The organism is Streptosporangium sp. NPDC006013 (genome assembly GCF_040614275.1).
In the GTDB taxonomy this organism is placed as follows: domain Bacteria; phylum Actinomycetota; class Actinomycetes; order Streptosporangiales; family Streptosporangiaceae; genus Streptosporangium.
In genome coordinates, this window is record NZ_JBEXUE010000080.1 from 1 (window position 1) to 22,393 (window position 22,393).

A 22,393-nucleotide genomic window follows, 5' to 3' on the forward strand; every position below is an offset into this window, starting at 1 on the left:
CTTCTGGTCGTGAGGGCGGGGGCGGACTCGCGCGGCGGTCGTACGGGCTCGGGTGCTCGCGTAGAGGACGCCGGAGATGATCAGGGCGGCGGCGGCGATGACCTCGGAGACCGGCGCGTAGGGCAGGTCGAGGGCGATGGCGACCTGCTCGTTGGTGAGCCGCCCCGCGTGGGTGTTGAGGCCCAGCGCGAGGGGGGCGTCCTGCTTGAGCGCGTCCTTCCAGCCGAGGCCGGCCAGCTTGACCGCGTAGGGCAACGTGGCGTTGGTCAACGCGTAGGTGGAGGTGTTGGCGACCGAGCCCGGCATGTTGGCCACGCAGTAGAAGACCGAGTCGTGGACCCGGTAGGTCGGCTCGGCGTGCGTGGTCGGCCGGGAGTCCTCGAAGCAGCCGCCCTGGTCGATGGCGATGTCGACGAGCACGGAGCCCGGCCTCATGGAGGAGACAAGCTCGTTGGAAACGAGGGTCGGGGCCTTGGCACCGGGGATCAGCACGGCCCCGATGACCAGGTCGGCCGCCAGGACCTCCTTCTCGATCGCGTACGAGGTCGAGACGAGGGTCTTGAGACGGCCCTGGTAGATGGCGTCGACGAAGCGCAGGCGGTCGATGTTGAGGTCGAGGACCGTGACGTCCGCCCCCATGCCGACCGCGATCTGCGCGGCGTTGAGCCCGGCCACGCCGGCGCCGATGACGACGACCTTGGCGGGTGCCACGCCCGGCACGCCACCGGGCAGCACGCCGCGCCCGCCGTTGAACCGCATCAGGTTGTAGGCGCCGACCTGCGGGGCCAGGCGGCCCGCGACCTCGGACATCGGGGCGAGCAGCGGCAGGGTGTTGCCGACCTGGACCGTCTCGTACGCGATGGCGGTGACCTGCCGCTCCAGCAGGGCGTCGGCGCACTCGCGGCCGGCCGCGAGGTGCAGGTAGGTGAAGAGCACCTGGCCGGGGCGCATGCGGTGGTACTCCTCCGCGATGGGCTCCTTCACCTTGAGGATCATCTCCGCCTGACCCCACACCTCGTCGGCGGCGTCCAGGATCTTGGCTCCGGCGGAGCGATACTCCTCGTCACCGAGGTGCGAGCCGACGCCCGCGCCACGCTGAACGTAGACGTCGTGGCCGTGCCGGACAAGCTCGTACACACCTGCCGGGGTCGCGGCGACACGGTACTCATGGTTCTTGACCTCGGCAGGTACGCCGATCCTCATGGGAGTTCCTTTCGGGGTTTCAACGGGATGTCGCGGTGGGCCTCGGTGAACCGTGCGCGGCCGCTCGCGCTCAGAGCCGGCTCCACGCCTCCGTCAGCACCGAGCGGAGGATGGACTCGATCTCGTCGAACTCCTTGGGGCCGCAGATGAGCGGCGGGGCGAGCTGGATGACCGGGTCGCCCCGGTCGTCGGCGCGGCAGTAAAGGCCCGCCTCGTACAGGGCGCCGGAGAGGAAGCCCCTGATGAGACGTTCCGACTCCTCGGTGTTGAAGGTCTCCTTGGTGGCCTTGTCCTTGACGAGCTCGACGCCCCAGAAGTAGCCGGAGCCGCGCACGTCGCCGACGATCGGCAGGTCGCGGAGGCGCTCCAGGGTGGAGCGGAAGACCGGCTCGTTGCGGGTGACATGACCGAGCAGGTCCTCCCGCTCGAACAGGTCGAGGTTGGCCAGCGCGACGGCCGAGGAGACCGGGTGGCCGCCGAAGGTGTAGCCGTGGGCGAACATCTCGGTGCCGTTCTTGAACGGCTCGAAGAGGCGATCGGAGGCGATCATGGCGCCGATCGGCGAGTAACCGCTGGTCATGCCCTTGGCACAGGTGATGATGTCGGGGACGTAGTCGAACTTCTGCCCGCCGAACATGGTGCCGAGCCGGCCGAAGGCACAGATGACCTCGTCCGAGACGAGCAGGACGTCGTACTCGTCGCAGATCTCACGGAGGCGCTGGAAGTATCCGGGCGGCGGCGGGAAGCAGCCGCCGGCGTTCTGCACCGGCTCGACAAAGACGGCGGCCACGGTGTCGGGGCCCTCCATCTCGATGGCGCGGGCGACGCGCTCGGCGGCCCAGTAGCCGTACTGCTCCGGTGTCATGCCGGGCACGCCGGTGATCTCGTCGGCGCGGTAGTGGTTGGTGTTGGGCACCCGGACCGAGCCGGGGACCAGCGGCTCGAACATCTGCTTGAAGGCGGGGATGCCGGTGATCGACAGGGCGCCCTGCGGGGTGCCGTGGTAGGCGATCTGGCGGCTGATGACCTTGTGCTTGAGCGGCTTGCCGGTCAGCTTGAAGTACTGCTTGGCGAGCTTCCACGCGCTCTCGACGGCCTCGCCGCCGCCGGTGGTGAAGAAGACCCGGTTGAGGTCGCCGGGGGTCTCGGCGGCGAGGCGCTGGGCCAGCTCGACCGCCTTGGGGTGCGCGTACGACCAGAGCGGGAAGAACGCCAGCTCCTGGGCCTGCTTGGCGGCGGCCTCGGCCAGCTCACTGCGGCCGTGTCCCGCCTGGACCACGAAGAGCCCGGCGAGGCCGTCGAGGTAGCGCTTGCCGTGCACGTCGTAGATGTAGGAGCCCTCACCCCTCACGATCATCGGCACCTCGGCGCCCTCATACGAGCTGTGCCGGGTGAAGTGCATCCACAGGTTGTCCTGCGCGGCCTTCATGAGTGAGGTCACGTCGGTGTTTTCAGGGTGCTTCATCACGATCTTCCCTCGTTTAGCTGAGCTCTCAACAGTCTGCCTGCCAGAACCGCTCTTGCCAAGTGAAAACGTGGTATTGAAGTGTTTGGAGCGTCGAAATCCGCAAAACATATATGCAACAACGACGAAATCCGTCATCGGGCGATGGTGGCTGACAACGGCGCCCGAATCTTACCCAACCCCCTGTTCCACTTGGCGGAACCCTGGCGCGCCGACGCCACGTGCGAGCGCCTCCGCGTCGGCGGCTGTGATCCAATAGGTAGGACGGACCAGATATTCAGATGCGAGGGAAAGTCGTGACTCCTGACGAGATCGAGAACGCCGTCACCGCCGGCCTGCCCCAGGCGATCGCGGACCTCAAGAGGCTCGTCGCCATCCCCTCCGTGGCCTTCCCCGGCCACCCGGAGGAGCCCGTGCACGCGGCCGCCGCGCTGACCGAGGAACTACTGCGGAGCACCGGCCTGCCCCGCGTCCAGCAGATCCCCGTCGAGGGGAGCTTCCCCGCCGTCTACGCCGAGGCCCCCGCTCCGCCCGGCGCGCCGACCGTCCTGTTGTACGCGCACTACGACGTGCAGCCCACGGGTGACCTCGCGCTCTGGCGCACCCCGCCCTTCGAGCCGACGGAGATCGACGGCGCGATCCACGGTCGCGGCGCGGCCGATGACAAGTCGGGTGTCATCTCCCATGTCGCGGCGCTCCGCACCTTCCAGGGCCGCTTCCCGGTCGGCGTCAAGGTCATCATCGAGGGCCAGGAGGAGTACGCCGGCGAGCGCCTGGAGTCCTTCGTCGAGCGCAACCCCGAACTGTTCCGCGCCGACGCGATCGTGGTCGCCGACACCGGTAACCCCCGGGTGGGCGATCCGTCGGTGACGACCTCGCTGCGCGGTATGGGCGCCTTCACCATCGAGGTGCGCACCCTCAAGGAGTCGTTGCACAGCGGCTCGTTCGGCGGCGCCGCCCCGGATGCCCTCGCGGCACTGATCCGGATGCTCGCCGCCCTGCACGACGACCACGGCGACATCCGCGTCCCCGGCCTGCCACGCGGCAGCTTCCTCGGCTCCGGCCCGTCGGAGGAGGACTTCCGGTCCACCGCGGGTGTGCTCGACGGTGTCTCCACCATCGGCTCGGGCTCGCTGGCCGACCGCCTGTGGGCCTCGTACGCGATCACGGTCACCGGCCTGGACGTGCCGCGGGTCTCCGGCGCCGTCAACGCGGTCCAGGCTGTCGCCAGGGCCCGGGTGACGGTACGGGTGCCCCCGGCCGGCGACCCGAAGACGACGATCGAGGCGGTCGTCGACTTCCTGCGGCAGGTCGCGCCCTGGGGCGTCCAGGTGGACGTCGGCGACTACACCATGGGCTCCGGCTACCTCGCCGACACCGGTGGCGCGGCCCGCTCCGCACTGAACCGGGCCATGGAACGCGCCTTCGGCCGCCCGCCGCGCGACGTCGGCGCCGGTGGCTCGATCCCGCTCGTCTCCACCTTCGCCAGGCAGTTCCCCGCCGCCGCGATCCTGCTCTTCGGCGCCGAGGACGACGACGCGGCGATCCACGCCCCCAACGAGCGGGTGAACATCGAGGAACTCCGCCGCACCGCCACCGCCGAGGCGCTCTTCCTCCAGGAGTACGGCTCCGCGACGGCCTGATCGCCCGAAGACCCCGGCACGGGTGCGTGCCGGGGACCCGGTGCTTTCCGGTAGCGCCCCCGTCCGGCGAAAAATCGCCATTGGTCGTACGATCACCTCGTGGTCTACTCCCCCGCAAGACCCCGCCGGCGTGTCCTGCCGTACCTGCTCGCCGTGGTGCTCGCCATCGCTCTGATCGCCGGACTGCGCTGGTACTTCAGCGGTGGCCCGGGGGACGAGCCGAACGGGCCCAGCGCCTGTTCCGGTGAGTCGACGCAGATCAGGGTGGCGTCCTCGCAGGACAAGATCTGGATCCTGCGCGAGGTCGCGAAGGACTACAGCGGCCGTACCGTGGCCGGGCGCTGCGCCGACGTGGTCATCGACGAGGCCAACTCCGGCACCGCGATGCGGGCGCTGGCCAAGGGGTGGGACGAGAAGACCGACGGCAGCCGGCCGGACGTCTGGTCCCCCGCCGCGTCGGCGTGGGTGACGCTGCTGCGCCAGCAGGCCTCCAACACCGACGGCACCGTACCCGTCGCCGACGGCAAACCGAGCCCGATCGTCACCGCGCCCCTGGTCTTCGCGATGCCCAAGCCGATGGCCCAGGCGCTGGGCTGGCCCGGCAAGGCGATCGGCTGGTCGGAGCTGGCCGAGCTGGCGGCCGCCCCGCAGGGGTGGGCGAAGTACGGCCACCCCGAGTGGGGCCGGTTCAAGCTGGGCAAGACCAACCCCAACTTCTCCACCAGCGGCCTGAACGCCACCATCGGCGCCTACTTCGCCGCCACCGGCACCACCTCGGACCTGACGGCCCGTGATGTGGCCGACCCGAAGACCCGGCGCTTCGTCCAGGGGGTGGAGCAGTCGATCGTGCACTACGGCGACATCTCCATGACGTTCCTGGGCAACCTGCTGCGCGCGGACGACCGGGGCGAGTCGATGGCCTACATCTCCGCGATCACCGTCGAGGAGAACTCGGTCACCGACTACAACCGGGGCAACCCCTCGGGCAACCCGGCCACCCTGGGCCGGCACGCCCCGCCGCGCACCCCGCTGGTAGCGGTCAACCCCAAGGAGGGCACGCTCTACTCCGACCACCCCTACGTGCCGCTGACCTGGATGGACGCGGCCAAGAAGGCGGTCGCCGACGACTTTTTGACCTACCTGCACAGCCCCGAGGCGCAGGCGAAGTTCCAGGCGTACGGCTACCGCTCCTTCGAGGGCAAGCCCGGCCCGCAGGCCACCGAGCAGAACGGCGTCATCCCCGACGCCAAGATCACCACGCTGAGCCCACCCACCCCTGTCGTCCTGGACAAGGTCCTGCAGAGCTGGTCGGAGCTGCGCAAGAGGGCCAACGTGCTGATCGTGGTGGACAAGTCCGGCTCGATGGAGGAGGAGGCGTCCGGCACCGGCGAGACCCGCCTGGAACTGGCCAAGAAGGCGGCGATCAACGCGCTGCCCCAGTTCCGGGGGGATGACAAGGTCGGCCTGTGGGCCTTCTCCACCGCGCAGGACGGCGAGAAGGACTATCTGGAGCTGGTCCCGATCGACAGGGTGTCGAGGATCGGTGGCGCTCTCCGCGACCAGTTGAACGGGCTGACCGCCGGGGGTGGGACCGGGCTGTACGACACCACGCTGGCGGCCGTCGAACGGATGCGCGGTGCCAAGGACGAGGGGGCGATCAATGCGGTGGTCTTCCTCACCGACGGCAAGAACGAGAAGAACGGCGGCAGTGATCTGGACAACCTGCTCGGCAGGCTCAACCCGGAGGTGCGGCTGTTCACCATCGGATACGGCGAGGGCGCGGACCAGGGGGTGCTCAAGCGGATCGCCGAGGCCACCGACGGGGCCGCCTACGACTCGTCCCGGGCGGACACCATCGACCAGGTCTTCACCAGCGTGATCTCCAACTTCTGACCGCTACGACTTCTCGAAGACCTCTGAGCGTGGAGACCTCTGGGCATGGAGAACGAAGACTTTTGACTGTGGAGAACTCCGAAGGCGGTTCATTCGTCGGACAAGTACCGACATCCCCCGGGAGGCAGGGTTGTACCAGCAGCCGCAGCGACGGCGTAGGAACTTCGCTCCGTTCATCGTCGCGATCATTCTCGCCGGAGCTCTGATCGTCGCCCTGCGGATCTTCGTCGGCGCTGACGAACCCGGAGGGTCGGGCGCGTCGGAGGCCGGCGAGCAGCCCAAGGCGTGCGACGACGGCGTCACCCTGACCGTCGCCGCCTCGTCGGAGAAGGCCGAACTGCTCAGGAAGATCGCCTCCGGCTACAGCGGCAGGACCGTGGAAGGGCGCTGCGCCGACGTCGTCATCGAGACCAAGGCGAGCGGCGGCGCGCTACAGGCCCTGGCCAGGGGCTGGGACGAGCGGCAGGACGGCCCCCGCCCCGACGTGTGGTCGCCCGCCAGCAGCGGCTGGGTCACCCTGCTCCAGCAGCGCGTCGCGGGAAAGGACGCCGGCTCCCTGGTCGCCGCCGAGAACCCGTCGATCGCCAAGACGCCCCTGGTCGTGGCGATGCCCATGCCGATGGCCCAGGCGCTGGGCTGGCCGGACAAGAAGCTCGGCTGGTCGGACCTGCTCGCCGTGTCGGCCGGGTCGTGGGCGAAGTACGGCCACCCCGAGTGGGGCCGGTTCAAGCTGGGCAAGACCAACCCCAACTTCTCCACCAGCGGCCTGAACGCCACGGTCGGCGCCTACTTCGCGGCGACCGGCCTGTCCGGCGACCTGTCGGAGAAGAACGTGGCCGACGCCAAGACCAGGGACTTCGTACGGGACGTGGAGCGTTCGATCGTGCACTACGGCGACACGACGCTGACGTTCCTGTCCAATCTCCAGCGGGCCGACGACGCGGGCGCGGGCCTGAGCTACATCTCCGCGGTGGCGGTGGAGGAGAAGTCGGTCTGGGACTACAACCAGGGCAACCCGACCGGTGACCCCGCGACGCTGGGCAAGCACGCCAAGCCCAAGGTGCCGCTGGTGGCGATCTATCCCAAGGAGGGCACGCTCTACTCCGACAACCCGTACACGGTGCTGACCGCCCCGTGGGTCGACGACGCCAAGCGGGCGGTGGCGGCCGACTTCCTGGCGCACCTGCAGGCCCCCGAGCAGCAGGCGCGGTTCGCCGAGTTCGCCTTCCGCTCCTACGACGGCAAGGCGGGCAAGCTGATCACCCAGGCGAACGGGCTGCTGCCCGCCGAGCCGAAGACGACCCTCAGCCCGCCCGCGCCGAACGTGCTCGACAAGGTGCTCACCAGCTGGGCCGACCTGCGCAAGCCCGCGAACGTCCTCATGGTCATCGACGTCTCCGGCTCGATGGGCGCCACGGTGCCCGGCACCGGCAAGAGCAAGCTCGACCTGGCCAAGCAGGCCGCGATCAACGCGCTGCCCCAGTTCGCCTCGCACGACAAGGTCGGGCTGTGGATGTTCTCCACCAAGCGTGACGGCGACAAGGACCACCTGGAGCTGGCCTCGCTCTCCGCCGTCGACGACGCCCAGCGCAAGAAGCTGCGCGCCAGGCTTGAGGGCCTGACCCCCGACGGCGGCACCGGCCTGTACGACACCGCCCTCGCCGCCCACGAGAAGGTACGGAAGCTGCGGAGCGGTGACGCGATCAACGCGGTGGTCTTCCTGACCGACGGCAAGAACGAGGACCCCGACAGCCTCTCCCTGGAGAACCTGCTGCCTGAACTGCGCACCGAACCCGGCCAGGAGACGGTACGGATGTTCACCATCGCCTACGGCCAGGACGCCGACCTCGACGTGCTGCGCAAGATCTCCGAGGCGACCAGCGCCGCCGCGTACGACTCTCGCAAACCTGGAAGTATCGACCAGGTGTTCACCGCAGTGGTATCCAACTTCTGATGGCACGCTTCGTCGACGAACTCAAGGACCCATGGGGCCTGCTGCTGGCCGCGACCGCCGGCGGCGCCGCGTGGGCCGTCAGCGTGCACCCGGTCGCCGCCGGATTCGTCGGCGTCGTCGTCTGGCTGGCCAAGGCCGGGATCTCGGCGTTACCCGAGCGCGGGAGCCGCGACCGGCCCGCCGTCACCCCCGGCAGCCAGGAGGAGTACTGGCTGAGACGGGCGGGATCCGCCGCCTACGGCTTCGCCGAGCTGAGCGCCTCGATAGGGCAGGGCCCGCTGGCCGAGCGGATCGCGCTGATGCGCCCCCAGGTGGACGACTCGACGGCCACCCTGGAGCGGCTGGCCGAGCAGGCCTCGCTCACCGGCACCGCGCTGGCCAGGTTCGATCTCGACAAGCTCGGCCACGAGCAGGCCCGGCTGACCCGAGCCCGCGCGGAGGCCAGGAAGGACCTGGTCGCGGACCTCGACCGCGCCCTCGCCTCGCTGGCCTCCCAGCGGGCCGTGGTCGACCGGCTCGCCTCGGCCCGCGAGCAGGTGCTCGCCCGGATGGAGTCGAGCGCCATCAGCATCGAGGAGCTCCTCGCCCGCGTGGTGGAGCTGTCGGCGGTGTCGGCGAACGGCCGGCTGGAGCCGACCCGGGTGCTGGACGAGCTCGCCGACGCCCTCGAAGGAGTCCGCCAGGGCCTCCACGAAACCGAGCAGATCACGCGCGACGCGCTGGATCGATAAGGAGCCCCCCATGTTCAAGGTCATCCGTAGGGCCTGGCGTTACCTGGTCTTCGCCCTCTCCGGACGGCTGGACGAGCTGTCCGACCCCCGCGTCCAGATCGAGCAGGCCATCGCGGAGGCCAAGGAGCAGCACCAGCGGCTGAGCCAGCAGGCCGCCGCGGTCATCGGCAACGAGCGCGAGATGGAGATGAAGCTCGCCCGCTCGATGGAGGAGACCGGGAAGCTCCAGGCCAACGCCCGCCAGGCCCTCCTGCTGGCCGAACAGACGCGGGCCGCGGGCGACGAGCGTAAGGCCCTGTCGTACGAGGACTCGGCCCGCGCCTTCGCCTCCCGCCTGGTGGCGGCCGAGGCCGCGCAGCAGGAGTCGCAGCTGACGTACGAGCGGGCCAGGCAGTTCTCCGCCCAGGCGCGCGCCGCGGTCGAGAACAACGCGATGGCCCTGCAGAAGAAGATCGCCGAGCGGATGCGGCTGCTCTCCCAGCTCGACCAGGCCAAGGTCCAGGAGGAGCTCAACAAGGCCATGGGGGATCTGTCCGGGCTCACCCCCGCCGGTGAGACGCCCACCCTGGACCAGGTCCGCGACAAGATCGAGAAGCGCTACGCCCGTGCACTCGGCGAGGCCGAGCTGACCTCAGGCTCCGTCGAGGCCCGCATGATCGAGGTCGAGCGCGCCGCCATCGACGTCGAGGGCGCGGCCCGCCTGGAGGCCATCAGGGAGAGCCTGAACACCGACAGGAAGCCCGAGATCGGGAAGTAGGCGACACTCCCAGGTGACGGCTCTCGCCGGACCGGCCTCGCGACGAACGTACGATCAGGGCGGGGGTGCCCGCTCGGCGGAGTCACGATCGCGGACCTGCTCCCGGCGTGGTTCAGCGAACGGGCAGGTCGTAGACGCGCCGCACGCTGGTGGGGGCGGCGCTGAGGTCGGCCCCGTAGATGTGCAGCGAGATGGCCGTCTCGTCTCCCGTGTTGTGGACGCGGTGGATGTCGCCGGGCGGGGCGAAACCGCTGACCTCTCCGGTCCGGTTGGCGGTCCTGCCGATCTCGGTCAGGTGGTCGCCGTGGTCGCGGTAGAGGGTCTCGTACTCGACACCCCGCAGCACGCCGAACACGCACCAGGCGATGTGGTCGTGGATCGCGGTCTGCTGACCGGGCCGCCAGACCACGGCCACGATCGAGAAGCTCTCCTCGGCGTGGAGGGTGTGGCCGACGTAGCCGTCGGGGTCGCCGAGACGCTCCTCCTCGGTGAGAATCTCGGGGGACGGCAGCCGTTCACGCAGCAGGTCGGCCACCGCGAAGGCGGTCGCCCGGGGGTCGGCGGACGGGTCGACGAGTGCCCTGACCCCCTCGACGATCTCGGCCAGGCCCGGACGGGTGCGCGTCAACGTCTTCATGGCCCCAGGATGCGCTTGGGGGATACATAACGTCTAATGCCCATTTTCCCGTTCATTCATCGATAAAGTTGATACATGCTCGATATCGTGCGGCTTCGTGTCCTCGCCGCGGTGGCCCGGCACGGCTCGGTGACCGCGGCGGCCAGGGAACTGCACTACTCCCAGCCCTCGGTCAGCCACCACCTCGCGAAGCTCGAAGCCGAGACCGGGGCCAAGCTGATCCAGCGGGTCGGCCGGGGCATCCGGCTGACCGAGGCGGGCCGTCTGCTGGCCGAGCGGGCCACCGAGATCATCGGCCGCCTCGACTCCGCGGCCGCCGAGTTGTCGGCGCACGTGGGCCTGCGCGCCGGGCGGGTCAGGCTGGCCGCCTTCCCCTCCGCCCTGGGCACGTTCGTGCCGCAGGCCGCCGCCGCCCTCGCCAGGGAGCACCCCGGTCTGGAGCTGCGACTGACCGAGACCGAGCCTCCTGACGCGCTGCGCATGCTCCGGGCGGGCTACGTGGACGTGGCGGTCATCTTCCGCTTCGAAGGCACCGACCCCGAGGAGGACGGGATCCGCCTGCTGCACCTGCTGGACGACACCAGCTACCTGGTCACCTCCGGCCAGAGCGACGGCAGTGGCGATCTGGCCTCGCACCGCGACTCCCGGTGGATCGGCGGCTGCGACCGGTGCCGCAGCCACCTGCTGGAACTGTGCGCCAGGGCGGGCTTCGAGCCGGAGATCGCCTTCACGACCGACGACGCCGTCGCGGTCCAGGCCCTGGTCGCCGCCGGGATCGGGGTGACCGCCCTGCCGAGGCTCGCCCTGCAGGCCCACCGGCACCCGGGGGTCACCGTGATCGAACTGCCCGGCTCGACCCGCCGCGTCTACGCCGCCACCTACGGCGAGCCCCCCGACCCGCCGGCCACCGCCGCCCTGCTGGCCACCCTGACCTCGGTGACCCGCCCGTAGGGAAACCGACCTGACGGGGCCCGGCTCCGCGGCATCGGCACCCGGCGGAAACCCGTTGGCCACCGGGCATCGGGCGAGCCTAGGATCTCGACATGCCCGATCTGACAATGGTCGCCCTCTTTGTGGCGGCTACCCTCGCCCTGCTGCTGGTGCCGGGGCCCGCGGTGCTCTATATCGTGACCCGCAGCATCGCCCAGGGCCGGAGCGCCGGGCTGGTGTCAGTGCTGGGGATCCACCTCGGTTCCCTGGTCCATGTGGCCGCCGCAGCCCTGGGCATCAGCGCCCTGCTGGCCGCCTCGGCGACCGCGTTCGCGGTGGTCAAGTATCTGGGCGCGGCCTACCTGGTCTGGCTGGGCGTCCGCAAGCTGATGACCCGTCCCGACCCGGACGGGGTGGCCGAGCCGCCGGTCGCGACGAGAAGCAGGATCTTCTGGGAGGGCTTCGTGATCAACGTGCTCAACCCGAAGACCGCGATCTTCTTCCTCGCCTTCCTCCCCCAGTTCACCGATCCGGCCGCCGGCCCGATCGCCCCGCAGATCGTGCTCCTCGGCCTGATCTGGATCGCCCTCGGCATGGCCAGTGACGGCGCCTACGCCCTGCTCTCCTCGGCCATGGCCGGTCGCCTGCGCCGCTCGGCCCGCGCCCGCCGCCGCCTCGACGTCACCAGCGGCCTGGTCTACCTCGGCCTGGGCGCCGTGGCCGCGTTCACCGGCGAGAGCGCCGCGGCAAAGGCCTGAGCCCGCGTCCCGCCCTCCAGGGGGCGGGACGCGGGCTCAGCGGAAGCGGTAGGTCGTGGTGGAGGTGAACTCCTCGCCGGGGCGCAGGACCGTGGAGGGGAAGTGGTCCTGGTTGGGCGAGTCGGGGAAGTGCTGGGTCTCCAGGCAGAGGCCGGCGTGCCTGCCGTACGCGGTGGCGATGCCGTCCAGCATGTTGCCGGAGTAGAACTGCACGCCGGGCTCGGTGGTGGAGACCTCCATGACGCGCCCGCTGACCGGTTCGCCGACCTCGATGCCACCGCGCAGCACGTAGCAGTGGTCGTAGCCGCCCCCCAGCAGCGGATCGTCGATCCTGTCGCCGATCTCCCGCGGGGTCGTGAAGTCGAACGGGGTGCCCGCCACCGGGGCCAGCTCACCGGTCGGAATCTTGGTGGAGTCGACGGGGAGATAGCGGTCGGCGTCGATCCGGATCACGTGCTTGAGGATGTCGCCGCCCCCGGCGAGGTTGAAGTAGGAGTGGTTGGTCAGGTTCAGCACCGTCGGCGCGTCGGTGAACGCGCGGTAGTCCAGCCTCAGCGCGTCCTCGGTCAGCGTGTAGGTGAGCGAGACGGTCAGCATGCCCGGATAGCCCTCCTCACCGTTGAGGCTGACATATTCCAGCGTGATGGCCGAGGTGGAGACCTCGGTCACCCGCCACACCCGGTTGGAGAAGCCGCCGGGGCCGCCGTGCAGGCTGTTGGGGTCGTTGTTGACCGGCAGTTCGTGGTCACGGCCGTCGAGGGTGAAACGCCCGTTCGCGATGCGGTTTCCGTACCGGCCGACCACGGCGCCGAAGTAGCGGCTGCGCGTCAGGTAGTCGTCGAGACCGGTGTAGCCGAGGACCACGTCGACGCCGTGGACCTCCAGCGACTGCAGGATCGCCCCGTAGCTGAGGATCGAGGCGCGCATCGGCCCGTTCGACAGCACGTGCCGCTCGACGTGCTCCCCCGTCGGGGTGATTCCGAAGTTCATCAAAACCTCCAGCGTGGAGATCCGGGGCCTCAGCCCCGGGGGAAAAGCGCGGCACGGTCGGTGGATTCGCGGACGACCAGGTGGGTGTCGAGAGTCGCCAGGGTGGGGGTGGCGCCCTCGTCGAAGGACTGCAGCAGCAGGTCCACCGCCATCCGCCCGGCGGCGGCCGTGGGCATGGCCACGCTGGTCAGCTTGGGCCGGTTCAGCCGCCCGGCCACTATGTCGTCGACGCCGACCACGCTGATGTCATCGGGAACGCGCACGCCCCGTTCGTACAGCCCCTCGATGAGCCCGATGGCCACCAGGTCGTTGTAGGCGAGCACGCCGGTCACGCCCGAGGCGATCACCTCCTCGGCGACGGCGAGGCCGCCCCGCTCGGTGGGCGCGTTCGGGCCGAGGATCACCAGCTCGACGCCGTCCATCGCGGTCGCCGCGGCACGCATCTCACCGCTGGTCCACGAGCCGCTCGGCCCGGACAGCAGGGCGATCCTGCGGTGGCCGAGCCCGGTCAGGTGCTCGACGGCGAGGCGGGCGCCCTGGCCCACGTCCATCAGTATCGTCGGCATGCCCTTCACCCTCCGGTTGACCACCACGAACGGCACCTCGGCGTGGAGACGCTCTATGACCCGGTTGGAGAGCCGCGGGCTGCAGAGCAGGACCCCGTCCACCTGCTTGGCGAGGGTCTGGATCAGCTCCTCCTCGACCTGCGGATCCTCATCGGTGTCGGCGACGAACACGTGGTAGTCGCGGGCTCTGGCCTGCGCCTGGGCGGCCTTGATCAGCGGCGGGAAGAACGGGTTGGAGATATCCGCGACGATGAGGCCGATGTTGTGGGTCCTGCCGGTGGTGAGTGCCCGCGCGGCGCGGTTGGGCCGGTAGCCGAGGTCCTCGGCGACGGCGAGCACGCGGTTGCGGGTCTCGGCGTTCACCAGGTGCGGCGCCGAGAAAGTGCGGGACACCGTCGAGACGTGCACTCCCGACGCCCGCGCCACATCTCTGATCGTCGCTGCCACCGCACTCCTCCGTCATGGCCCTTCACCGGCCCCTGAGCACATTAGTGCAAGCGGTTGCGTAACTGTCAACGCCGGAACCGGATCGGGATCGAGCCCCGCAGCAGGGCACTCGGGGCCATGAAAGTTGCAAATAACGAAAAAACCGCAGATAAGTGGCGGTTTACAAAATTGGGCCCTTGACGTTGCCGGGATATGTCCGCCATGTTTCATGCAACCGGTTGCAGCCCCTGACGCCGACTCGGAAGGAGTTGCCGGCGATGGCAATCACCACGGCGAATCCCCGGATACGCCGCCGCCTGGGCCGCGCGGCCAGGACCCCCTACCTGCTGATCGCCCCCGCGGTGATCGCGATGCTCGGCTTCCTCGTCTACCCGATGGCCAGCGTCGTCTACTACAGCCTGCAGACCTACAACGTCACCAAACCCTGGGACAACGGCTTCGCCGGCCTCGACAACTTCCGCAGGCTGCTGTTCGAGGACCCGCTGTTCTGGCAGAGCCTCGGCTTCAGCCTCAAGTGGGTCGGCGTCGAGGTGTTCCTGCAACTGGTGTTCGGGCTGGTCCTGGCGCTGATCGTGAACGAGACCTTCGTCGGCCGCGGCCTGGCCCGGGCGACCGTGTTCTCCCCGTGGGCGGTCTCCGGGGTGCTGACCACCGGCATCTGGATCCTGCTCTACAACCCGACGACCGGCGTCTCCCGCTACCTCGCCGACCTCGGCCTCATGCAGTACGGCGCCGCGCCGCTGGCCAACCCCGACACCGTCTTCTGGGCGGCCGTGCTCGCCGAGCTCTGGCGCGGAGTGCCGTTCTTCGCGATCCTGCTCCTGGCCGACCTGCAGAGCATCTCCAAAGAGCTCTACGAGGCGGCCTCGGTGGACGGCGCCTCACGGATGCGGCGGTTCGTCCACATCACGCTGCCGCACCTCAAGGACGCGATCATCCTGTCCACGCTGCTGCGCTGCGTGTGGGAGTTCAACAACGTCGACCTGCTCTACACGCTGACCGGCGGCGGCCCGGCGCACGCGACCACCACACTGCCGCTGTACGTGGCGGCCAAGGCCGTGCAGTCCCACGACTTCGGGTACGGCTCGGCGCTGACCACCGCCGCCTTCCTGATCCTGACCTTCTTCTCGATCGCCTACCTGCGGCTGAGCAAGTTCGGAGCGAAGTCATGACACTCCAGACGGCCGAACGGCCGCGCCTGGCCCCGTCCGCGCTCGCGCCGCGTACCGGCCGCAAGGAGAAGGGGAAGGCCGGCCGGTGGGAGATCTGGGTCCCCCTCGGGCTCTACCTGCTGTTCACACTGGTCCCCTTCTACTGGATGCTGGTCTTCGCGTTCCGGCCCAGGGGATCGACCTCGCTGCTGCCCTGGCCGATCACGTTCGACAACTTCGCGACGGTCTGGAACGACCTGAGCTTCGCGGTCTTCTTCAAGAACAGCCTGATGGTGGGCGTCGCCTCCCTGGTCATGACGACCGTGGTCGCGCTGGCCGGCGGCTACGCCCTGGCCAGGTACGAGTTCCGCGGCCGGAAGCTGTTCATGGTCGGGATGCTCTGCACCCAGTTCATCCCCGGCGCGATGATGCTGATCCCGCTCTTCGAGATCTTCCGGGTCCTCGGCCTGGTCAACTCGCTGTGGAGCCTGGTGATCGCCGAGACGGTCTTCCAGCTGCCGCTCTCCCTCATCCTGATCAGCGGCTTCATCAGGAACGTCCCGGTGGAGCTGGAGCAGGCCGCCTGGGTGGACGGCTGCGGCCGGCTGCGCGGCTTCTTCGCCGTGGTGCTGCCGCTGCTGCGCCCCGCCCTGGTCGCGGTCGGCTCGTTCGCCTTCATCCACAGCTGGAACAACTTCCTGTTCGCGCTGATGTTCGTCAGCGAGCAGGAGAAGTTCACGGTGCCCGTCGGCCTCGCGTACACCCTGGGCGAGTTCAGCGTGGACTTCGGCGCCCTGGCCGCGGGCGGCGTCGTCGCCGCCGTACCGGTGGTGCTGGTCTTCGCGGTGATCCAGCGCTATCTGGTACAGGGCATGTCCGCCGGGGCGGTGAAGGGATGAGTCCCCTGGCGGCGAATCCTCTGTCGACTAAGGAAACGGTGAGCGACCAATGACACGAACTCTCGTCACCGGGAGCGCCGGGCGGCTGGGCCGGAGCGTGGTCACCGCGCTGGCCGACGCCGGACACGAGGTGATCGGCGTGGACACCGCGCCGGGCACCCCCTCGGCGGCCGCCACGGTGCTCCCCGCCGACCTGACGGACCTGGGTGAGTCCTTCGAGGTGATGGCCAGGTTCCGGCCGGACGCCGTAGTGCACCTGGCCGCGATCGCCACCCCGTTCAGCAGGACCGACGCCTTCACCTACCGGGTCAACACCCAGCTGGCGTTCAACGTCTGCGAGGCGGCCACCGGGGTCGGGGCCGAGCGGATCGTGGTCGCCAGCAGCCCCACGGTCATCGGGTACGGCACGGACCGCTGGGTCCCCTCCTACCTGCCGCTCGACGAGGACCATCCGGTCGCGCCGTGGAACGCCTACAGCCTGTCCAAGCTGGTCGCCGAGCAGGTGATGGCCACGTTCGCGCGCAGTTCGAAGGCGAGGTTCGCGGCCGTGCGGCCCTGCTTCGTCGTCGCCCCGGAGGAGTGGGCGGGCGCGCCCACCCAGTCGGGGCACACGATCGCCGAACGGCTGGACCGGCCGGAGATCGCGGGGACGTCGCTGTTCAACTACATCGACGCCCGGGACGCCTCCGACATGGTGCTGACCCTGCTGGACAAGCTGCCCGAACTGCCGAGCGGCGAGGTGTTCTTCGCGGGCGCGGCCGACGCGCTGGCCCGCGAGCCGCTGGCCGAACTCCTCCCCCGCGTCAACCCCGCGACCGCGGGACTCGCGGAGAAACTGACCGGCTCGACGCCTGCCTTCTCCTCGGCCAAGGCCGGACGACTGCTCGGCTGGCAGGCGAAGCGGAGCTGGCGCACCGAGATTGGAGCCCTGTGATGAACCTCAGCGGAGTGCTGTTCTTTCCCGTCACCCCGTTCCGCGCCGACGGCTCGGTGGCCGGTGACGTACTGGCCGAGCATGTGGGGCGCGGGCTGGAGCACGGTCCCGGCGGGGTCTTCGTGGCCTGCGGAACCGGCGAGTTCTCCGCGCTCTCGGAGGCGGAGCACGCCGAGGCGGTGCGGGTCGCGGCCGAGACCGTGAACGGCCGGGTGCCGGTGCTGGCGGGAGCGGGAGGGCCGATCGGCACCGCGCTCGCCCAGGCCAGGGCGGCCAGGGACGCGGGCGCCGACGGGCTGCTGCTCATGCCGCCCTACCTGGTGAACGGTACGCGCGAGGGCTACTCGGCGTACGTCTCGGCGGTCGCCGGGGTGCTGCCCACGATCATCTACCAGCGCGGCTCGGTGGTACTGGCCCCCGAGCAGGCGGTCGAGCTGTCCCGGATCCCCGGTGTGATCGGGATCAAGGACGGCGTCGGCGACATCGACCGCATGCAGCGGACGGTGCTGGCGGTGCGGGAGGAACGGCCCGGCTTCCTGTTCTTCAACGGCCTGCCGACGGCCGAGCTGACCATGCCGGCCTACCGCGGCATCGGGGTGGAGCTGTACTCCAGCGCGGTCTTCTGCTTCGCCCCCGAGATCGCCACCGCCTATCTGGGCGGCGACGAGCGGCTGATCAGGGAGTTCTACGCCCCTTTGGTCCGGCTCCGCGACCAGGTTCCCGGTTACCCGGTCGCGCTGGTCAAGGCCGGGGTACGGCACCGCGGCCTGGATGTCGGCGGGGTACGACCGCCGCTGGTCGACCCCTCCGCCGAGCACGTGGCGGAGCTCGCCGGGCTGATCAAGTCCGGCCTGGCCCTGATCGGGCGGTGAGCGGCCGATGACCGCGCGGCCAGTGGTCACCTCCCTGGAGACGACGCTGCGGACCGTGGCGCTGCCGCGGCCGTGGGGTGCCGACGTGCCCGCCAACCACGTGGTCGTCGTACGGCTGACGCTGGCCGACGGACGGAGCGGGACCGGGTTCTCCTGGACCCCGCAGATCGGGGCCCGGGCGGTACGGGCCCTGCTGGACGGCGAGATCGGCGAGGCCGTCATCGGCCTGGAGCCGCACCCGGAGGTCGTCTGGGACCGGCTCTGGCGGCACCTGCGCGAGGCGGGCGGCGGCGGGCTCACCACGATCGCGATGGCCGGGGTCGACCTGGCGCTGTGGGATCTGCGCTGCGGCGAGGCGGGACTGGTCGACACGCTCGGGCGGCGCCGTGACAGCGTGCCGGTGTACGGCAGCGGTGTGAACCTGCACTACTCGATGGAGGAACTCGTCGCGCAGGCCGGGCGGTGGCGGGCCGCGGGCCACCCGGCGGTCAAGGTCAAGGTGGGCCGCGACTCGCTGGCCGAGGACGAGGCGCGGGTCGCCGCGGTCCGCGAGGTGATCGGGCCGGACACGCTGCTCATGGTGGACGCCAACCAGCGCTGGGACCTGCCTCGGGCCCGGCGGGCGATCGCCGCCCTGGCGGAGTACGGACTGCACTGGGTGGAGGAGCCGCTGCCCGCCGACGACGTGGCCGGGCAGGCCCGGCTCCGCTCCTGCGTCGAGGTCCCGATCGCCGTGGGAGAGAGCGCCTACTCCGTCTACGACTTCCGGGACCTGCTCCTCGCCGGGGCCTGCGACATCCTGCAGCCGAACGTGGTGCGGGTCGGCGGGATCACCCCGCTGCTCAGGATCGCCGAGCTGGCCAGGACGTTCGGGGTGCCCGTCTACCCGCACCTGCTGCCGGAGATCTCCGGGCAGCTCGCCCTGTCCCTGCCGCTGCCGTGCATGACCGAGGAGGTCGAGGACGCCTCCTTCGCGGCGCTCGGCCTGATCGAAGAGCCCTACCCGGTCTCGGTGGAGAAGGGCGAGTTGCGCGCCGGAGACCACCGGGGCCTTGGACTGCGATGGAGGTGACCTGATGGAACCGGTTCGCGTGGTGCTGGCCGGGGCGCACGGGCACGGCTGGTGGCACCTGTCGAACGTGCGGCGGCTGACCGAGGCCGGGCTGGTCGAGCTGGTCGGGGTGTGCGACGTGCGGCCGGCCGACGAGCTGCCCGCCGGGGTGGAGTTCTCCGGCGACCTGGCCGGGCTGATCGGACGCACCTCCGCCGAGGTGACGATCCTGTGCACGCCCATCCACACCCACGCGGAGCTGGCGGAGCGGGCACTGCGCGCCGGCTCGCACGTGCTGCTGGAGAAGCCACCCGCCGCGACCTACGCCGACTACGAGCGGATCGCCGCGGTGGTCGCCGAGACCGGGCTCGCCTGCCAGGTGGGGTTCCAGAGCCTGGGCTCGGAGGCGATCCCCGCGATCCGGCGGATGGTCGCCGAGGGAGCGATCGGCCGGGTCACCGGGATCGGTGCCGCGGGCGCGTGGGAGCGCCCCTACACCTACTACAGCCGGGTGCCGTGGGCCGGCAGGCGCGAGGTCGGCGGCGTGCCCGTGGTGGACGGCGCCCTCACCAACCCGCTCGCGCACGCGACCGCGACCGCGCTGGCCATCTCCGGGGCGGAGGTGGGACAGGTCGAGGTCGAGCTCTACCGGGCCAACGCGATCGAGGCGGACGACACCTCATCCGTGCGGATGCGGATGGACGACGGGACCGTGGTGACCGTCGCGGTCTCGCTCTGCGCGGATCGGCGGCACGAGCCGTACCTGATCGTGCACGGCGAGGAGGGACGGATCAGGCTGACCTACACCGAGGACCGGGTCGAGTTCGACGGGACCTCGGCCGTACACCCGAGGACCGATCTGCTGGAGAACCTCGTCGCGCACATCCGCGACGGCGCGGAGCTGCTCGTACCGCTGGAGCGGACCCGGGGTTTCATGCGCGTCCTGGAGGCGGTCCGGCTGGCGCCCGAGCCCACCGCCATACCGGACGTGTACCAGGAGGTCGGTGCGGAGCGCCGGGTGCTGCCCAGGATCGCCGAGGTGACGGCGTCGAGCGCGGAGCGGCTGGCGCTCTACTCGGAACTGCGGGTGCCCTGGAGCGGGCGCCTCCGCCGTACGGGGGGAGTCACCGCGGGACGGACGGTTCCCGGCCTGGGCGACGGGGCGCGGCGACCGCTCCGGGGCGACGCCTTGCGGCCGGTGCTCGTGGCGCACGGGCGACAGGTCGCCGAGTACGTCGTGGCGCCGGAGCTGCCGCCGACGTCGTCGCCCCGGCCGTACCTGCACCCGGTGCGCACCCTCGGCGGTACGACCGTGACCGAGGTCGCGCCAGAAGACCACGTGCACCATCTGGGAGTGAGCATCGCGATCTCCGACCTGGGCGGGGGCAACTTCTGGGGCGGGCGCACCTACGTCCGCGACGCCGGTCCCACCTGGCTCGGCGACCACGGCACGCAGCGGCATCTCGGATTCTCCTGGCGCGACTCCTCCGGGTTCGGGGAGTCGCTGGCCTGGGAGGGGCCTGGCGGCGTCGAGACGGCCCGCGAGGCGCGGAGCGTGCGGGTGGTGGAGCTGGGCGGTTGCTGGGCGCTCGACATGTCGTTCGCGCTGACGAACCTCACCGGCGAGCCGCTGCCCGTCAGGAGTTCGGCCACCAAGGGCCGCGCGGGAGCCGGGTACGGCGGTTTCTTCTGGCGGGCGCCGGGGACGGCCGCCGGCCGCCAGGTCTTCACGGCGGACGCCGAGGGCGAGGACGCGGTGCACGGGTCGACGGCCCCGTGGCTGGCCATGGCCTCGGCGGACTGGACCCTGGTCTTCGTCCAGCGGGACGATCCCTGGTTCGTCCGGGTCGTGGAGTATCCGGGCGCCGGGCCCGCCCTCGCCTGGGACACGCCGCTGCTCATCGAGGGCATCCTGCGGCGAAGGATCGTCACCGTCGTCGCGGACGGGCGGCTGGGCCCCGGCGACGCGGCGGCGCTCGCCGCGGAGGTTGCCTGGTGACGGGCCAGGGGCGAGGCGACATCTCACGCGATGCAACCGACCCGGGACAGCAGAGTGCCTCGGGCGGAGTTCGGCACCCATACCGTCAAGCAATGTCGGGGGACACGACACAGAGAGGTGGAAGAGCAATGACTTCACGCTCAAAGCGCCTGGCGATCCTGGCCACGGCCTTGACGCTCGGCACCGGGCTTGCCGCGTGCGGCGCGGAGGAGCCGGAGTCCTCCGGCGGGAAGACCACGATCACCTTCTGGGACGACAACGGCGGCCCGGCGCGTACCCCGGTGTGGCAGCACATCATCGCCGAGTTCCAGAAGGCGAACCCGTCCATCGAGGTGAAGTACGTCGGCATCCCGATCGCCCAGGCGCAGCAGAAGTATGACACCGCGATCGCCGGAGGCGGCCTGCCCGACGTGGGCGGTGTCTCCACCGCGATGCTGTCGAGCCTGGTGGCGCAGAAGGCGCTGGAGCCGGTGGACGCCCGGATCTCCGGTGGCGCACTGAACGGCAAGCTGAACGAGCAGGTCGTGAGCACGGTCAAGGGCACCGTGCCCGACGGCAAGACCTACCTGGTTCCGATGTCCACAAATATGGGTGTTTTCTGGTACAGGACCGACTGGTTCAAGGAGGCCGGCCTCAAGACGCCCACGACCTGGAACGACTTCTTCACCGCCACCACAAAGCTGACCGACACCGCCAGGAACCGCTACGGCTTCACCATCCGCGGCGGGGCGGGCTCGATCGCGCAGATGCTGGAGGTGGTGTACGGCCAGTCCGGCATCACCGAGATCTTCGACGCCTCGGGAAGGTCCACGGTCAACGACCCGAGAAACGTGGCGGCTCTCACGAAGCTGGCCGGGCTGTACAAGAAGGTCACGCCCGAGGCCGACATCAGCAACGACTACACGAAGATGGTCGCCCAGTTCGACGGCGGCAACATCGCGATCATGCAGCACAACCTGGGGTCGTACCAGGACCACGTCAAGACGATCGGCGCGGGCAACGTGGCGGCCATGCCCGTGCCCAAGTCCGACAGCGGCGTCCAGGCGATCCTGTCCAACCCGGTCTCGGGCATCGGCGTGTTCGCCTCCGGCGATAAGAAGGACGCCGCGTACAAGTTCGCGGAGTTCGCCGCCGCCAAGGAGATGAACAGCTACTGGTCGGAGCAGACCGGCGTGCTCCCGGCCAACACCGACGTCAACGACGAGCCGTGGATCGCGGGGCTGCAGCACATCGCCGCGGCGGTCAAGGTGCTCAACGACCCGGCGACGAAGATCGTGCAGATGCCCTACCACCTGCCGGAGTTCAACGCGATCACCAAGACCGACATGGAGCCGGAGTTCCAGAAGGTCCTGCAGGGTGCCCTGTCCCCCAAGGACTTCCTGGACGCGTTCGCGGCCAAGCTGACGGAGGCCCAGGCGTCGTACAAGCAGCGTAACGGCGGCTGAGCCTGACCACCGGGGGCGGGCGCTCCCATCCCTGACCTGGGCGCGCCCGCCTTCGCCATTCCGGAAGG

General features: G+C 70.2%; 18 protein-coding genes and 1 pseudogene. 14 read left to right on the forward strand and 5 right to left on the reverse strand.

The window, feature by feature from the left end:
* Positions 1–93: 93 nt before the first annotated feature.
* Both ald and ABZ260_RS15090 read right to left on the reverse strand, forming a co-directional pair.
* A pseudogene (ald, locus tag ABZ260_RS15085) lies at positions 94–1,203 on the reverse strand (alanine dehydrogenase); the annotation flags it as partial.
* Between the two features lie 70 nt (positions 1,204–1,273).
* On the reverse strand, positions 1,274–2,668 hold the full coding sequence (locus tag ABZ260_RS15090) for an aspartate aminotransferase family protein (RefSeq protein ID WP_350956366.1): 1,395 nt from the start codon (positions 2,666–2,668) through the stop codon (positions 1,274–1,276).
* A 296-nt stretch (positions 2,669–2,964) separates the two neighbouring features.
* Here ABZ260_RS15090 and ABZ260_RS15095 point away from each other — a divergent pair, with 296 nt between their 5' ends.
* The 5 genes from ABZ260_RS15095 to ABZ260_RS15115 all read left to right on the forward strand — a co-directional run bounded on the left by ABZ260_RS15095 (position 2,965) and on the right by ABZ260_RS15115 (position 9,646).
* Positions 2,965–4,311, forward strand: a complete 1,347-nt coding sequence (locus ABZ260_RS15095; RefSeq protein ID WP_355617067.1) for a M20/M25/M40 family metallo-hydrolase — start codon at positions 2,965–2,967, stop codon at positions 4,309–4,311.
* A 99-nt stretch (positions 4,312–4,410) separates the two neighbouring features.
* Positions 4,411–6,204: a substrate-binding and VWA domain-containing protein gene (locus ABZ260_RS15100; protein WP_355617069.1), complete on the forward strand. Its 1,794-nt coding sequence runs from the start codon at positions 4,411–4,413 to the stop codon at positions 6,202–6,204.
* Positions 6,205–6,334: 130 nt separating this feature from the next.
* A complete protein-coding gene (locus tag ABZ260_RS15105; protein WP_355617071.1) occupies positions 6,335–8,158 on the forward strand; it encodes a substrate-binding and VWA domain-containing protein in 1,824 nt (607 codons plus the stop codon).
* Complete coding sequence (locus ABZ260_RS15110) at positions 8,158–8,889, forward strand: hypothetical protein (RefSeq protein WP_355617072.1); 732 nt, start codon at positions 8,158–8,160, stop codon at positions 8,887–8,889. The genes ABZ260_RS15105 and ABZ260_RS15110 overlap by 1 nt, the downstream gene beginning before the upstream one ends.
* 10 nt (positions 8,890–8,899) lie before the next feature.
* A complete protein-coding gene (locus ABZ260_RS15115) occupies positions 8,900–9,646 on the forward strand; it encodes a PspA/IM30 family protein (RefSeq protein WP_355617074.1) in 747 nt (248 codons plus the stop codon).
* 112 nt (positions 9,647–9,758) lie between these two features.
* Here ABZ260_RS15115 and ABZ260_RS15120 read toward each other — a convergent pair whose 3' ends face one another.
* The gene (locus tag ABZ260_RS15120) at positions 9,759–10,283 is read right to left on the reverse strand and encodes a cysteine dioxygenase family protein (protein WP_350921082.1); all 525 of its coding nucleotides are present in this window, start codon (positions 10,281–10,283) and stop codon (positions 9,759–9,761) included.
* Positions 10,284–10,358: 75 nt separating this feature from the next.
* On the opposite strand from ABZ260_RS15120, the gene ABZ260_RS15125 reads away from it, so the two are divergent.
* Together ABZ260_RS15125 and ABZ260_RS15130 are read left to right on the forward strand one after the other, a co-directional pair.
* Positions 10,359–11,234, forward strand: a complete 876-nt coding sequence (locus ABZ260_RS15125) for a LysR family transcriptional regulator (RefSeq protein WP_350921080.1) — start codon at positions 10,359–10,361, stop codon at positions 11,232–11,234.
* A 92-nt stretch (positions 11,235–11,326) separates the two neighbouring features.
* The gene (locus ABZ260_RS15130) at positions 11,327–11,971 is read left to right on the forward strand and encodes a LysE family translocator (RefSeq protein ID WP_355617077.1); all 645 of its coding nucleotides are present in this window, start codon (positions 11,327–11,329) and stop codon (positions 11,969–11,971) included.
* A gap of 36 nt (positions 11,972–12,007) precedes the next feature.
* Here ABZ260_RS15130 and ABZ260_RS15135 read toward each other — a convergent pair whose 3' ends face one another.
* Together ABZ260_RS15135 and ABZ260_RS15140 are read right to left on the reverse strand one after the other, a co-directional pair.
* The gene (locus ABZ260_RS15135) at positions 12,008–12,961 is read right to left on the reverse strand and encodes an aldose epimerase family protein (protein WP_355617079.1); all 954 of its coding nucleotides are present in this window, start codon (positions 12,959–12,961) and stop codon (positions 12,008–12,010) included.
* Positions 12,962–12,990: 29 nt separating this feature from the next.
* Positions 12,991–13,974 carry a LacI family DNA-binding transcriptional regulator gene (locus ABZ260_RS15140; protein ID WP_355617081.1) on the reverse strand — a complete coding sequence of 328 codons (984 nt, stop codon included), beginning with the start codon at positions 13,972–13,974 and terminating at the stop codon, positions 12,991–12,993.
* A 257-nt stretch (positions 13,975–14,231) separates the two neighbouring features.
* Here ABZ260_RS15140 and ABZ260_RS15145 point away from each other — a divergent pair, with 257 nt between their 5' ends.
* The 7 genes from ABZ260_RS15145 (at position 14,232) to ABZ260_RS15175 (ending at position 22,325) form a co-directional block, all read left to right on the forward strand.
* Positions 14,232–15,146: a sugar ABC transporter permease gene (locus ABZ260_RS15145; RefSeq protein WP_355551908.1), complete on the forward strand. Its 915-nt coding sequence runs from the start codon at positions 14,232–14,234 to the stop codon at positions 15,144–15,146.
* On the forward strand, positions 15,143–16,024 hold the full coding sequence (locus ABZ260_RS15150; RefSeq protein WP_355617083.1) for a carbohydrate ABC transporter permease: 882 nt from the start codon (positions 15,143–15,145) through the stop codon (positions 16,022–16,024). The genes ABZ260_RS15145 and ABZ260_RS15150 overlap by 4 nt, the downstream gene beginning before the upstream one ends.
* Before the next feature lie 49 nt (positions 16,025–16,073).
* Positions 16,074–16,958: an NAD(P)-dependent oxidoreductase gene (locus ABZ260_RS15155; protein ID WP_355617085.1), complete on the forward strand. Its 885-nt coding sequence runs from the start codon at positions 16,074–16,076 to the stop codon at positions 16,956–16,958.
* Complete coding sequence (locus ABZ260_RS15160; RefSeq protein WP_355617087.1) at positions 16,958–17,830, forward strand: 5-dehydro-4-deoxyglucarate dehydratase; 873 nt, start codon at positions 16,958–16,960, stop codon at positions 17,828–17,830. The genes ABZ260_RS15155 and ABZ260_RS15160 overlap by 1 nt, the downstream gene beginning before the upstream one ends.
* 7 nt (positions 17,831–17,837) lie before the next feature.
* Positions 17,838–18,902 (forward strand): mandelate racemase/muconate lactonizing enzyme family protein, encoded by a 1,065-nt coding sequence (locus ABZ260_RS15165; RefSeq protein ID WP_355617089.1) that lies wholly within the window; start codon positions 17,838–17,840, stop codon positions 18,900–18,902.
* Positions 18,903–18,906: 4 nt separating this feature from the next.
* Complete coding sequence (locus ABZ260_RS15170) at positions 18,907–20,880, forward strand: DUF6807 family protein (protein WP_355617091.1); 1,974 nt, start codon at positions 18,907–18,909, stop codon at positions 20,878–20,880.
* Between the two features lie 128 nt (positions 20,881–21,008).
* Positions 21,009–22,325 carry a sugar ABC transporter substrate-binding protein gene (locus ABZ260_RS15175; RefSeq protein ID WP_355617093.1) on the forward strand — a complete coding sequence of 439 codons (1,317 nt, stop codon included), beginning with the start codon at positions 21,009–21,011 and terminating at the stop codon, positions 22,323–22,325.
* Positions 22,326–22,393: the final 68 nt, after the last annotated feature.